The following is a 12,973-nucleotide window of genomic DNA, read 5'->3' on the forward strand; positions in this document are numbered from 1 at the left end:
TGTAAGTACATTGGGTAGAACCTGTAGACTGAAAGGGAGGTAGGCCCCTTGCTAGATGTAAACAACTTCGAATACATGAAAATTGGCCTGGCATCACCTGACAAGATTCGTTCTTGGTCATACGGTGAGGTAAAAAAGCCAGAAACAATCAACTATCGTACATTGAAACCAGAGAAGGACGGCTTATTCTGCGAACGCATTTTTGGCCCTACAAAAGACTGGGAGTGTCATTGCGGAAAGTACAAGAGAGTTCGTTACAAAGGTGTCGTTTGTGACCGTTGTGGCGTAGAGGTAACAAAAGCAAAAGTACGTCGTGAGCGCATGGGTCACATCGAGCTAGCTGCTCCTGTTTCACACATTTGGTACTTTAAAGGCATTCCAAGCCGCATGGGTCTTGTGCTGGACATGTCTCCGCGTGCCTTAGAAGAAGTAATCTATTTTGCTTCTTATGTAGTAACGGAGGCTGGCGACACTGCACTTGAGAAAAAACAACTGCTTTCTGAGAAAGAGTATCGCGCATACAGAGATAAATACGGCAATAAGTTTCAAGCCTCCATGGGCGCTGAAGCGATTAAAAAGCTTCTTCAAGATATCGATTTGGAGAAAGAAGTAGACTTCCTCAAAGAAGAGTTGAAAAGCGCACAAGGGCAGCGCCGTACAAGAGCAATCAAGCGCTTAGAAGTTATTGAGGCCTTCCGCAACTCAGGGAACGAGCCGTCATGGATGATTCTTGATGTCCTGCCGGTAATCCCGCCAGAGCTTCGCCCGATGGTACAGCTTGACGGCGGTCGCTTTGCAACTTCTGACTTGAACGATTTATATCGCCGGGTTATTAACCGAAACAACCGTCTGAAACGTTTGCTGGACCTTGGTGCTCCTAGTATTATTGTTCAGAACGAAAAACGCATGCTGCAAGAAGCGGTAGATGCCTTGATTGATAATGGCCGTCGCGGTCGTCCTGTTACAGGGCCAGGCAATCGTCCATTGAAATCTCTTTCTCATATGCTGAAAGGTAAACAAGGTCGCTTCCGTCAAAACTTGTTAGGTAAGCGTGTCGACTATTCCGGCCGTTCTGTTATCGTTGTAGGACCGAACTTGAAAATGTACCAGTGCGGTCTTCCGAAGGAGATGGCATTGGAACTATTCAAGCCGTTCGTAATGAAGGAGCTTGTAGAAAAAGGGTTAGCTCACAACATTAAGAGTGCAAAGCGTAAAATTGAACGCGTTCAGCCAGAAGTATGGGATGTACTTGAAGAAGTCATTAAAGAACACCCTGTTCTTCTTAACAGGGCACCAACACTTCACCGCCTTGGTATCCAAGCATTCGAGCCTACACTTGTAGAAGGTCGTGCTATTCGTTTGCACCCGCTCGTTTGTACGGCTTACAACGCAGACTTTGACGGTGACCAAATGGCCGTTCACGTACCATTATCTGCGGAAGCGCAAGCAGAGGCAAGATTGTTAATGCTGGCTGCTCAAAACATCTTGAACCCGAAAGACGGGAAGCCGGTTGTTACTCCATCCCAGGACATGGTGTTAGGTAACTATTACTTGACGATGGAACGCGAAGGTGCAATCGGTGAAGGCATGATCTTTAAAGATACTAATGAAGCACTAGTAGCTTACCAAAACGGTTATGTACACCTTCATACAAGAGTAGCTGTTGATGCTGGTTCACTAAACAACCAGACATTTACAGAAGAGCAAAACAAAAAGCTGTTAATTACGACAGTCGGAAAGCTCGTGTTCAATGAAATTTTGCCGGATACATTCCCTTATATTAATGAACCGACAAATGATAACCTCGTGGTAAAAACGCCAGAGAAATACTTCGTTGATCCAACAGAAAATGTAAAAGAGCATATTGAAAAGCAAGAAACGATTGCTCCATTCAAGAAGAAAATTCTTGGAAATATCATTGCCGAAGTATTCAAGCGCTTCAAAATTACAGAGACATCTAAAATGCTTGACCGCATGAAGGATTTAGGATTCAAATACTCTACAAAAGCCGGTATTACCGTAGGGGTAGCAGATATCGTCGTGTTAGGCGAGAAGGAAGAAATTCTAAAAGAGGCACAAGCAAAAGTAGATACTGTTATGAAGCAGTTCCGCCGCGGTTTAATCACGGAGGAAGAACGCTATGATCGTGTAATTTCTATCTGGAGTGCGGCAAAAGACACCATTCAAGGCAAGCTGATGGCATCCCTGGATAAGCGAAATCCAATCTTCATGATGAGTGACTCTGGAGCCCGTGGTAATGCTTCAAACTTCACTCAGCTTGCAGGTATGCGCGGTCTGATGGCCAACCCGGCCGGCCGTATTATCGAGTTACCGATCAAGTCCAGCTTCCGTGAAGGATTAACAGTATTGGAATACTTTATCTCGACTCATGGTGCGCGTAAAGGACTTGCCGATACGGCTCTAAAAACAGCAGACTCAGGTTACTTAACACGCCGTCTCGTCGATGTTGCACAGGATGTTATTGTGCGTGAAGAGGACTGTGGAACAGACCGTGGCCTTCTTATTGGTTCAATTAAAGAAGGAACAGAAATCATTGAACCATTGGAAGAGCGTCTTGTCGGCCGTTATGCTCGAAAAACCATTGCCCATCCGGAAACTGGGGAAGTTCTGGCTAGAGAGAATATGCTGATTAACGAAGACATAGCGAAAGCTATTATTGACGCTGGACTGGAAGAGGTTTGGATTCGTTCTGCGTTTACATGTAACACCCGCCATGGAGTATGTAAGAAATGCTACGGCCGTAACTTAGCGACTGGTGAGCAGGTTGAAGTGGGCGAAGCAGTAGGTATTATTGCTGCGCAGTCAATTGGTGAACCAGGTACTCAGTTAACGATGCGTACGTTCCATACAGGTGGTGTAGCAGGAGACGATATCACTCAAGGTTTGCCGCGTATTCAGGAGCTATTCGAGGCGCGCAATCCGAAGGGGCAGGCTGTTATTTCAGAAATCAGCGGAACCGTTACGGCTATTAATGAAGGCCGTGACCGCCAGCAGGAGATCATTATACAAAGCGATGTAGAGAGCCGGACGTATACGGCCCCTTACACAGCTCGATTGAAAGTAGCTGTAAACGATCGAGTAGAACGCGGTCAAGAATTAACCGAGGGTTCTATCGATCCGAAAGAGTACCTCAAGATTACGGATGTGGCTTCTGTTCAGCAGTATCTGCTGCGTGAAGTACAGAAGGTTTACCGAATGCAAGGGGTAGAAATTGGCGACAAGCACATCGAAGTAATGGTACGTCAAATGCTTCGCAAAGTGCGTGTGATGGATGCTGGGGATACAGATGTATTACCAGGAAGCCTTCTTGAAATCCATCAATTTAAAGACGCGAATGAAAAGGCACTGCTTGAAGGGAAAATGCCGGCGACAGGGCGACCAGTCTTGCTCGGTATTACGAAAGCTTCCCTTGAAACAGATTCCTTCCTATCTGCAGCATCCTTCCAAGAAACAACACGTGTTCTTACAGATGCAGCGATCAAAGGAAAGCGCGATGAATTGCTTGGACTGAAAGAAAACGTTATTATCGGTAAGCTGGTTCCAGCTGGAACAGGTATGCAGCGCTACCGTAAAGCTGAACCGGTTCTTCCTCAGCAGGAAGAGTCAACGACGACGGTAGAATGAATATAATTATTTTAGAGCCGGACCAACCGGCTCTAAAATAATGTTTTTTAGCAGTTGACTTTTAAAAATAGGGATGATAATATAATCAAGGTGCTCCTATGAACCTGGTTACTTTGGAGGATATTTAAATGTCTTATGAAAAAGTAGCGAAGGCGCGTAAGCTAGCCATAGGAACAAGACAAACAGTGAAAGCTCTTGAAAGAAATCAAGCATTCGAAGTAACGATTGCTGCGGACGCCAATCCTCTCATAGCCCAAAAAGTGGAGAGACTGGCTAAACAGAAAGCAGTGCCGCTTACTTATGTGGATTCTATGTATGAATTAGGAAAAACATGTGGGATTGACGTCAAGGCAGTCGCTGTTGCGATTATTAATGAATAATGTTTTTGCATGAATGTGCAAAAACTTTGTTTTTACTTTAAAATGGTCCACCTGGATATGTGGACTTAAGAAAAAGGAAGGGAGGATTTTCAATGCCTACTATTAACCAGTTAGTGCGTAAACCTCGTAAATCTAAATCAACTAAATCCAAGTCACCAGCACTTAACAAAGGCTACAACAGCTTTAAAAAAGTGCAAACGGATCTTAACTCACCACAAAAGCGCGGAGTATGTACACGTGTTGGTACAATGACTCCTAAAAAACCTAACTCAGCGTTACGTAAATATGCGCGTGTTCGTTTGAGCAATGGTATTGAGGTGAATGCTTACATCCCTGGTATTGGTCATAACCTTCAAGAGCACAGCGTTGTTCTTATCCGTGGAGGAAGAGTAAAAGACTTACCGGGTGTACGTTATCATATCGTTCGTGGTGCACTTGACACTGCGGGTGTAGAAACTCGTCGCCAAGGCCGTTCTAAGTATGGAATGAAGCGCCCTAAAGACGCTAAGTAATATCGATAATTAATAAATAAAACAACAATCAAGGAATCACACGAAAGGAGGAAATCACATGCCACGTAAAGGTCCTGTAGCGAAGAGAGACGTACTGCCAGATCCATTGTACAACTCTAAGCTAGTTACTCGTCTCATCAACAAAATCATGGTTGATGGTAAAAGAGGTAAAGCGCAAGCTATTCTTTACGCATCATTTGATATTATCCGTGAGCGCACGGGTAAAGACCCAATGGAAGTATTTGAACAAGCAATTAAAAACATCATGCCAGTATTAGAGGTTAGAGCACGCCGTGTAGGTGGAGCTAACTACCAAGTACCAGTTGAGGTGCGCCCAGAGCGCCGTACAACTCTTGGTCTTCGCTGGTTAGTAAACTATGCGCGTCTTCGCGGTGAAAAAACAATGGAAGAACGCCTTGCGGCTGAAATCCTTGATGCAGCTAATAACACTGGTGCATCAGTTAAGAAACGTGAAGATACACACAAAATGGCGGAAGCAAACAAAGCATTTGCTCATTACCGCTGGTAAGATTTACTTTTTTAAATTAACCTAACTGAAGGAAGGAGAAAGACATACATGGCAAGAGAGTTCTCCTTAGAAAACACTCGCAATATCGGCATCATGGCTCACATCGATGCCGGTAAAACAACGACAAGTGAGCGTATTCTTTATTACACTGGCCGTATCCACAAAATTGGTGAAACTCACGAAGGTGCTTCCCAAATGGACTGGATGGAGCAAGAGCAGGAACGTGGTATTACAATCACGTCAGCTGCTACAACTGCTCAATGGAAAGGCCATCGAGTTAACATTATCGATACACCAGGACACGTAGACTTCACTGTTGAAGTTGAGCGTTCTTTACGTGTACTTGATGGTGCAGTAACAGTACTAGATGCGCAATCTGGTGTTGAGCCTCAAACAGAAACTGTTTGGCGCCAGGCAACAACTTATGGCGTACCTAGAATCGTATTCGTAAACAAAATGGATAAAACAGGTGCGGACTTCTTGTACTCTGTAAAAACACTCCATGACCGTTTACAAGCGAATGCTCATCCAATCCAGCTTCCTATCGGCGCGGAAGATGAGTTTGAAGCAATCATTGACCTTGTGGAAATGAAAGCGACATTCTACGGTAATGACCTGGGAACAGAGATTGAACAGGGAGATATTCCTGAACAATATCAAGCGCAGGCAGAAGAATATCGCGAGAAGTTAATCGAAGCGGTAGCAGATCTTGACGAAGAGCTGATGGAGAAATACCTCGGAGGAGAGGAAATCTCTGTTGACGAATTAAAAGCTGCTATCCGTACAGCTACTTGTAACGTAGAGTTCTACCCAGTTCTTTGCGGTACAGCTTTCAAAAACAAAGGTGTTCAATTAATGCTAGATGCAGTAATTGACTACTTGCCAGCTCCAACAGATGTTGCAGCTATTAAAGGTATCATTCCTGATACTGAAGAAGAAGTTGAGCGTCGTGCAGGCGATGATGAACCATTCGCGGCACTTGCGTTCAAAGTTATGACTGACCCTTACGTTGGTAAATTAACTTTCTTCCGTGTGTACTCAGGTACACTGCAATCTGGCTCCTACATCCGAAACTCCACGAAAGGGAAGCGTGAACGTGTTGGACGTATCCTTCAAATGCACGCAAACTCTCGTGAAGAGATTTCAGAAGTATACTCGGGTGACATTGCAGCTGCTGTCGGATTGAAAGATACAGCTACAGGTGACACTCTTTGTGATGAGAAGAGTCTAGTTATTCTTGAATCTATGGAGTTCCCAGAGCCTGTTATCCACTTGTCTGTTGAGCCAAAATCTAAAGCAGACCAAGATAAGATGACAACTGCACTTCAAAAACTTCAAGAGGAAGACCCAACATTCCATGCGCATACTGATCAGGAAACTGGACAGGTTATCATCGGCGGAATGGGCGAATTGCACTTAGACATCATCGTAGACCGCATGCGTCGTGAATTTAAAGTTGAAGCTAACGTAGGTGCTCCACAAGTATCTTACCGTGAGACGTTCCGTCAGAGCGCTCAAGTTGAAGGTAAGTTTGCTCGCCAATCTGGTGGACGTGGACAATACGGACACGTTTGGATTGAGTTCTCTCCGAACGAAGAAGGTAAAGGCTTTGAGTTCGAAAACGCAATTGTTGGTGGTGTTGTTCCTCGTGAATACATCCCAGCTGTTCAAGCAGGTCTGGAAGACGCACTAGATAATGGTGTTCTTGCTGGCTTCCCATTAGTTGACATTAAAGCGAAGCTTTATGATGGTTCTTACCATGATGTTGACTCATCTGAGATGGCCTTTAAAGTTGCTGCTTCTCTAGCGCTTAAGAACGCTGCTTCTAAGTGTGACCCAGTAATTTTAGAACCAGTAATGAAGGTAGAAGTTGTTATCCCTGAAGAATACTTAGGTGATATCATGGGTGACATTACTTCACGCCGCGGACGTGTAGAAGGTATGGAGGCACGTGGTAATGCTCAGGTAGTAAGAGCATTTGTACCGCTTGCTGAAATGTTCGGATACGCTACATCACTACGTTCTAACACTCAAGGGCGTGGAACGTACTCTATGCACTTTGATCATTACGAAGAGGTTCCTAAATCAATCTCTGAAGAAATTATCAAAAAAAACAAAGGCGAATAATTGATTTATGCCTTTTAATGAAGTATAAATACAATGTAAGCTTTAGCTTCTTTGCAGATAGGCCTATGCACCTGCCTGCAAAGTTTCCTATATTAATTAACTTGATAACTCAAAGGAGGATTTCCTAATGGCTAAGGAAAAATTCGACCGTTCCAAAACACATGCGAACATCGGTACAATCGGTCACGTTGACCATGGTAAAACTACTTTAACAGCTGCTATCACTACTGTTCTTTCAAAAAAAGGCGGCGGTGAAGCAAGAGGATACGATCAAATCGATGCGGCTCCAGAAGAGCGTGATCGTGGTATCACAATTTCAACTTCACACGTTGAGTACGAAACTGACACTCGCCACTATGCACACGTTGACTGCCCAGGACATGCTGACTACGTTAAGAACATGATCACTGGTGCGGCTCAAATGGATGGCGGAATCCTAGTAGTATCTGCTGCTGATGGCCCGATGCCACAAACTCGTGAGCACATTCTTCTTTCTCGTCAAGTAGGTGTACCTTACCTAGTAGTATTCTTAAACAAATGCGATATGGTAGACGATGAAGAGCTTCTTGAGCTTGTAGAAATGGAAGTACGTGACCTTCTTTCTGAATACGACTTCCCTGGCGATGATGTTCCAGTAATTAAAGGTTCTGCTCTTAAAGCTCTTGAAGGAGAGCCTGAGTGGGAAGAAAAAATCATCGAGCTTATGAACGCAGTTGATGAGTACATTCCAACTCCAGAGCGTGACACTGAAAAGCCATTCATGATGCCAGTTGAGGATGTATTCTCTATTACTGGTCGTGGTACAGTTGCAACTGGACGCGTTGAGCGTGGACAAGTTAAAGTCGGTGACGAAATCGAAATCATCGGTCTTGCTGAAGAAGCTAAGAAAACAACTGTAACTGGTGTAGAAATGTTCCGTAAGCTTCTTGATTATGCAGAAGCTGGCGACAACATCGGTGCTCTTCTTCGCGGTGTGTCTCGTGAAGAAGTACAACGTGGCCAAGTACTTGCAAAGCCAGGTTCAATCACACCACACACTAAATTCAAAGCTGAAGTTTACGTTCTATCTAAAGAAGAAGGTGGACGTCACACTCCATTCTTCTCAAACTACCGCCCACAGTTCTACTTCCGTACAACTGATGTAACTGGTATCGTTAACCTTCCTGAAGGCACTGAAATGGTTATGCCTGGGGATAACATCGAAATGACAGTTGAACTGATCTCACCTATCGCTATCGAAGAAGGAACTAAGTTCTCAATTCGTGAAGGTGGACGTACAGTAGGCGCTGGTGTTGTATCTACAATTGAAGCGTAAGACTTCTTTTAAAAGCAGACGGAAAACCGTCTGCTTTTTTTATTCACTTAAAATGAAAACCTTCTTTTTTTAATTCAATCAACATAATTATTTTCTGCTATTGAAATAGGGATAGAATCTATGTATAATAATAAAAGTGTGTTGCAAAGGAAACATATAAAAAGCTGTTGCATACATAGGTAAAATCATGTATAATAAACAGCGTTGGTTTTTAACAGCGATGATGCAGAAGGTTGCTGACACACCCGGCCGCTTTGCCATGGCGAGTGTAGCCAGGATAATTTCTGCGGAGAATGTCTATTAGCAAATAGGCGGAAAAGGAGGGAAAATAATGGCAAAAGAAAAAATTCGTATTCGTTTGAAAGCATATGATCACAGAATTCTGGATCAATCAGCAGAGAAAATTGTTGAAACGGCAAAACGTTCTGGTGCGAACGTATCGGGGCCAATCCCGTTGCCAACAGAGAAGTCTGTTTACACAATCCTTCGTGCGGTGCACAAGTATAAAGACTCTCGTGAGCAATTCGAAATGCGCACACATAAGCGTCTGATCGATATTGTGAACCCAACACCACAAACTGTGGATTCACTTATGCGCTTAGATTTACCATCTGGCGTTGACATTGAAATCAAACTTTAATTAATATAAAAAATTATTTATTCAGGAGGTGTGACTCATGACCAAAGGAATCTTAGGAAGAAAAGTAGGTATGACTCAAGTGTTTGCAGAAAACGGTGAACTGATCCCAGTTACTGTAATCGAAGCAGCACCTAACGTTGTACTTCAAAAGAAAACAATCGAAAACGATGGCTATGAAGCTGTACAGTTAGGTTTTGAGAACAAGCGTGAAAAGCTTGCTAACAAACCAGAACAAGGCCACGTTGCGAAAGCTGAAACAGCACCTAAGCGCTTCATTCGTGAGTTCCGTAACTATGACGGTGAAGTAGAGGTTGGTCAAGAAGTCAAGGTAGATATTTTCTCTGAAGGAGATATCATTGACGTAACAGGAGTTTCAAAAGGTAAAGGATTCCAGGGTGCAATCAAGCGCCACGGACAAAGCCGCGGACCAATGTCCCACGGTTCTCGTTATCACCGTCGCCCAGGTTCAATGGGACCAGTTGCTCCTAACCGTGTATTCAAAAACAAATTGTTGCCAGGCCGTATGGGTGGCGAACAAATCACAATCCAAAACTTACAAGTAGTAAAAGTTGATGCAGAACGCAACGTTCTTTTAGTTAAAGGTAACGTTCCTGGACCTAAAAAATCTTTAGTGAAAATCCAAAGCGCGTTAAAAGCGAACTAATCGACTTTTTCCAGAAAGGAGGAAATAAGAATGCCGAAAGTTACAGTATTAAACCAAAGCGGAGCACAAGTTGGTGAAATCGAACTAAACGATTCCGTTTTTGGTATTGAACCTAACCAACACGTAGTATTTGAAGCGGTAATGATGCAGCGTGCATCTTTACGTCAAGGAACAAGCAAAGTAAAAAACCGCTCAGAAGTTAGCGGCGGCGGCCGTAAGCCGTGGCGTCAAAAAGGTACTGGACGTGCTCGTCAAGGATCTATCCGTTCTCCACAATGGCGCGGTGGCGGTACAGTATTTGGTCCAGTTCCACGCAGCTACAGCTACAAACTGCCAAAGAAAGTACGTCGTTTAGCTATTAAATCTGCTCTTTCTTCTAAAGTGGCAGAGCAAAACATTCTAGTACTAGAATCATTATCTTTTGATACGCCAAAAACAAAAGAGTTTGCAAGCGTATTGAAAAATCTATCTGTAGATAGCAAAGCGTTGGTCGTTACTGACGTTTTAAACGAAAATGTCGCCTTATCTGCCCGCAACATTCCGGGAGTAACAGTAGTAGCGGCTGACGGCATTAATGTTTTAGATGTGGTAGGTCATGATAAACTTATCATCACTAAAGCAGCTGTTGAAAAAGTAGAGGAGGTGCTTGCATAATGGAAGCTCGCGATATCATTAAGCGCCCCGTAATTACAGAACAATCAACTAGCGTTATGGCTGATAAGAAATATACGTTCGAAGTTGATGTTAGAGCTAATAAGACTCAAGTTAAAGATGCTGTTGAGCAGATCTTTGATGTGAAAGTCGAGAAAGTAAACATCATGAACTATAAAGGCAAATTCAAACGTATGGGTCGTTATGCAGGTTATACAAACAAACGCCGCAAAGCGATTGTTACATTAACTGAAGACAGCAAAGAAATCGAATTGTTCGAGGTTTAATCTAAGAATTTAAGAAGAGGAGGGAAAAGACATGGCGATTAAAAAGTACAAACCAACGTCAAACGGCCGTCGAAACATGACGTCACTTGACTTCTCTGAGCTTACAACTGACAAGCCGGAAAAATCATTGTTGGCGCCTCTTAAGAAAAAAGGCGGTCGTAACAACCAAGGTAGAACTACAGTTCGTCATCAAGGTGGCGGTCATAAGCGTCAATACCGTATTATCGACTTCAAACGTGATAAAGATGGTATACCTGGACGCGTTGCCACAATCGAATATGATCCAAACCGTTCAGCAAACATTGCTCTAATCAACTATGTTGATGGAGAAAAGCGCTACATCTTAGCGCCGAAGAATCTTAAGGTTGGAATGGAAGTTATGTCTGGTTCAGAAGCAGACATCAAAGTAGGTAATGCTCTTCCATTAGTAAACATTCCTGTGGGTACAGTTATCCACAACATTGAGTTGAAACCAGGTAAAGGTGGACAATTAGTTCGCTCTGCAGGTACTTCTGCTCAGGTTCTAGGTAAAGAAGGAAAATACGTTCTTGTTCGTTTAAACTCAGGGGAAGTACGTATGATCCTAGCTACTTGCCGTGCGACTGTCGGTCAAGTAGGTAACGAGCAGCATGAACTAGTGAACATCGGTAAAGCCGGTCGTTCTCGCTGGTTAGGCAAGAAACCTACTGTTCGCGGATCTGTAATGAACCCGAACGATCATCCACACGGTGGTGGGGAAGGACGTTCTCCAATTGGACGCAAATCTCCAGTTACACCTTGGGGCAAACCAACTCTTGGTTACAAAACTCGTAAGAAAACAAACAAAAGCGACAAGTTCATCGTTCGTCGCCGTAAAAAATAACGTGATGGCACTACGGTTCCATTTGCGAACCGTAGACCAATTACGAAGGGAGGTACCAAAATGGGCCGCAGCTTAAAAAAAGGACCTTTTGTTGATGATCATTTATTCAATAAAGTTGAAAAACTAAATGAAGATAATAAGAAGCAAGTAATCAAAACTTGGTCTCGCCGTTCCACAATCTTCCCGGCTTTCATCGGACACACAATCGCAGTGTATGATGGCCGCAAACATGTTCCAGTTTATGTAACAGAGGATATGGTAGGACATAAACTTGGTGAATTCGCACCAACACGTACGTACAAAGGTCACGCTAGTGACGATAAGAAAACAAGACGCTAAATGAGGGGAGGTTATCCTGATGGAAGCTAAAGCTGTTGCTAGAACAGTACGCATTGCTCCTCGCAAAGTACGCTTAGTAGTTGACTTGATCCGAGGAAAGCAAGTAGGAGAAGCGGTAGCAATTTTAAAACACACTCATAAGGCTGCATCTCCAGTCGTAGAAAAATTATTAAAATCTGCCTTGGCGAACGCAGAGCATAACTATGATATGGACGTAAATAACTTAGTCGTATCAAAAGTTTTTGTTGACGAAGGACCAACGTTGAAACGTTTCCGTCCGCGTGCAATGGGTCGCGCAAGCGCAATTAACAAACGTACTAGCCACATTACAGTTGTGGTATCAGAAAAGAAGGAGGGATAATTAGTGGGTCAAAAAGTACATCCTCATGGTTTACGAGTCGGCGTTATTCGTGACTGGGATTCAAAATGGTATGCAGGAAAAGATTACGCAAGCCTTTTACATGAAGACCTTAAAGTTCGTGAGTACATTGAAGCTCGCTTGAAAGATGCTTCTGTATCTCGCGTTGAAATTGAACGTGCTGCTAACCGCATTAACATCACTATTCATACAGCGAAGCCAGGTATGGTTATCGGTAAAGGTGGATCTGAGGTTGAGGCGCTTCGTAAGTCTTTAAATCAGCTTACTAGCAAACGCGTTCACATTAACATCGTTGAAGTTAAGAGAGCAGATCTTGATGCTAAGCTTGTAGCAGAAAACATTGCTCGTCAATTAGAAAACCGTGTATCTTTCCGTCGTGCACAAAAGCAAGCTATCCAACGTACAATGCGCGCTGGTGCGAAAGGAATCAAAACACAGGTTTCTGGTCGTCTTGGCGGTGCAGATATTGCTCGTGCTGAACATTACAGTGAAGGAACTGTTCCACTTCATACTTTACGTGCGGATATCGATTATGCACACGTAGAAGCTGACACTACTTATGGTAAGTTAGGCGTAAAAGTATGGATCTATCGTGGAGAGGTTCTTCCTACTAAGAAGAAGTCCGAGGAAGGAGGAAACTAAT

14 protein-coding genes are annotated in these 12,973 nt (G+C 43.6%); all 14 read left to right on the top strand.

What is annotated here, in order from left to right; genetic code table 11:
* Nucleotides 1-48: 48 nt before the first annotated feature.
* The gene (gene rpoC / locus QY97_RS10775) at nt 49-3,645 is read left to right on the top strand and encodes a DNA-directed RNA polymerase subunit beta' (RefSeq protein WP_039234385.1); all 3,597 of its coding nucleotides are present in this window, start codon (nt 49-51) and stop codon (nt 3,643-3,645) included.
* A gap of 128 nt (nt 3,646-3,773) precedes the next feature.
* Complete coding sequence (locus QY97_RS10780) at nt 3,774-4,025, top strand: ribosomal L7Ae/L30e/S12e/Gadd45 family protein (protein WP_039234387.1); 252 nt, start codon at nt 3,774-3,776, stop codon at nt 4,023-4,025.
* A 92-nt stretch (nt 4,026-4,117) separates the two neighbouring features.
* On the top strand, nt 4,118-4,537 hold the full coding sequence (gene rpsL, locus QY97_RS10785; RefSeq protein ID WP_039234389.1) for a 30S ribosomal protein S12: 420 nt from the start codon (nt 4,118-4,120) through the stop codon (nt 4,535-4,537).
* 58 nt (nt 4,538-4,595) lie between these two features.
* Complete coding sequence (rpsG, locus tag QY97_RS10790; RefSeq protein ID WP_039234392.1) at nt 4,596-5,066, top strand: 30S ribosomal protein S7; 471 nt, start codon at nt 4,596-4,598, stop codon at nt 5,064-5,066.
* Nucleotides 5,067-5,114: 48 nt separating this feature from the next.
* Complete coding sequence (fusA, locus tag QY97_RS10795) at nt 5,115-7,193, top strand: elongation factor G (RefSeq protein ID WP_039234393.1); 2,079 nt, start codon at nt 5,115-5,117, stop codon at nt 7,191-7,193.
* Nucleotides 7,194-7,320: 127 nt separating this feature from the next.
* Nucleotides 7,321-8,508 (top strand): elongation factor Tu, encoded by a 1,188-nt coding sequence (gene tuf / locus QY97_RS10800; RefSeq protein WP_039234395.1) that lies wholly within the window; start codon nt 7,321-7,323, stop codon nt 8,506-8,508.
* A gap of 331 nt (nt 8,509-8,839) precedes the next feature.
* Nucleotides 8,840-9,148, top strand: coding sequence for a 30S ribosomal protein S10 (rpsJ, locus tag QY97_RS10805; RefSeq protein WP_019394071.1), 309 nt, complete (start codon nt 8,840-8,842; stop codon nt 9,146-9,148).
* Nucleotides 9,149-9,185: 37 nt separating this feature from the next.
* Nucleotides 9,186-9,812: a 50S ribosomal protein L3 gene (gene rplC, locus QY97_RS10810; RefSeq protein ID WP_039234398.1), complete on the top strand. Its 627-nt coding sequence runs from the start codon at nt 9,186-9,188 to the stop codon at nt 9,810-9,812.
* 30 nt (nt 9,813-9,842) lie between these two features.
* Nucleotides 9,843-10,466, top strand: a complete 624-nt coding sequence (rplD, locus tag QY97_RS10815) for a 50S ribosomal protein L4 (RefSeq protein ID WP_039234401.1) — start codon at nt 9,843-9,845, stop codon at nt 10,464-10,466.
* Nucleotides 10,466-10,750 (top strand): 50S ribosomal protein L23, encoded by a 285-nt coding sequence (gene rplW, locus QY97_RS10820; RefSeq protein ID WP_039234404.1) that lies wholly within the window; start codon nt 10,466-10,468, stop codon nt 10,748-10,750. Before rplD ends, rplW begins: the two co-directional genes overlap by 1 nt.
* Nucleotides 10,751-10,781: 31 nt before the next feature.
* Complete coding sequence (gene rplB / locus QY97_RS10825; RefSeq protein WP_039234407.1) at nt 10,782-11,612, top strand: 50S ribosomal protein L2; 831 nt, start codon at nt 10,782-10,784, stop codon at nt 11,610-11,612.
* Between the two features lie 60 nt (nt 11,613-11,672).
* Nucleotides 11,673-11,951 carry a 30S ribosomal protein S19 gene (rpsS, locus tag QY97_RS10830; protein WP_039234409.1) on the top strand — a complete coding sequence of 93 codons (279 nt, stop codon included), beginning with the start codon at nt 11,673-11,675 and terminating at the stop codon, nt 11,949-11,951.
* Nucleotides 11,952-11,970: 19 nt separating this feature from the next.
* Entirely contained in the window at nt 11,971-12,312 is a 342-nt protein-coding gene (gene rplV / locus QY97_RS10835; protein ID WP_039234412.1) for a 50S ribosomal protein L22, read from the top strand.
* Nucleotides 12,313-12,315: 3 nt separating this feature from the next.
* Nucleotides 12,316-12,972 (top strand): 30S ribosomal protein S3, encoded by a 657-nt coding sequence (rpsC, locus tag QY97_RS10840; protein WP_039234415.1) that lies wholly within the window; start codon nt 12,316-12,318, stop codon nt 12,970-12,972.
* The last annotated feature ends 1 nt before the right edge of the window (nt 12,973 follow it).

Origin of the sequence: Bacillus thermotolerans (assembly GCF_000812025.2) — a bacterium.
In the GTDB taxonomy this organism is placed as follows: domain Bacteria; phylum Bacillota; class Bacilli; order Bacillales; family Domibacillaceae; genus Quasibacillus; species Quasibacillus thermotolerans.

Bases quoted from the DNA above. Each gene is read 5' to 3' on its own strand.
- QY97_RS10780 (WP_039234387.1), top strand. From the start codon at position 3,774: ATGTCTTATGAAAAAGTAGCGAAGGCGCGTAAGCTAGCCATAGGAACA.
- rplW (WP_039234404.1), top strand. From the start codon at position 10,466: ATGGAAGCTCGCGATATCATTAAGCGCCCCGTAATTACAGAACAATCA.
- tuf (WP_039234395.1), top strand. From the start codon at position 7,321: ATGGCTAAGGAAAAATTCGACCGTTCCAAAACACATGCGAACATCGGT.
- rplC (WP_039234398.1), top strand. From the start codon at position 9,186: ATGACCAAAGGAATCTTAGGAAGAAAAGTAGGTATGACTCAAGTGTTT.
- rpsG (WP_039234392.1), top strand. From the start codon at position 4,596: ATGCCACGTAAAGGTCCTGTAGCGAAGAGAGACGTACTGCCAGATCCA.
- rpsL (WP_039234389.1), top strand. From the start codon at position 4,118: ATGCCTACTATTAACCAGTTAGTGCGTAAACCTCGTAAATCTAAATCA.
- fusA (WP_039234393.1), top strand. From the start codon at position 5,115: ATGGCAAGAGAGTTCTCCTTAGAAAACACTCGCAATATCGGCATCATG.
- rplB (WP_039234407.1), top strand. From the start codon at position 10,782: ATGGCGATTAAAAAGTACAAACCAACGTCAAACGGCCGTCGAAACATG.
- rplD (WP_039234401.1), top strand. From the start codon at position 9,843: ATGCCGAAAGTTACAGTATTAAACCAAAGCGGAGCACAAGTTGGTGAA.
- rplV (WP_039234412.1), top strand. From the start codon at position 11,971: ATGGAAGCTAAAGCTGTTGCTAGAACAGTACGCATTGCTCCTCGCAAA.
- rpsJ (WP_019394071.1), top strand. From the start codon at position 8,840: ATGGCAAAAGAAAAAATTCGTATTCGTTTGAAAGCATATGATCACAGA.
- rpsS (WP_039234409.1), top strand. From the start codon at position 11,673: ATGGGCCGCAGCTTAAAAAAAGGACCTTTTGTTGATGATCATTTATTC.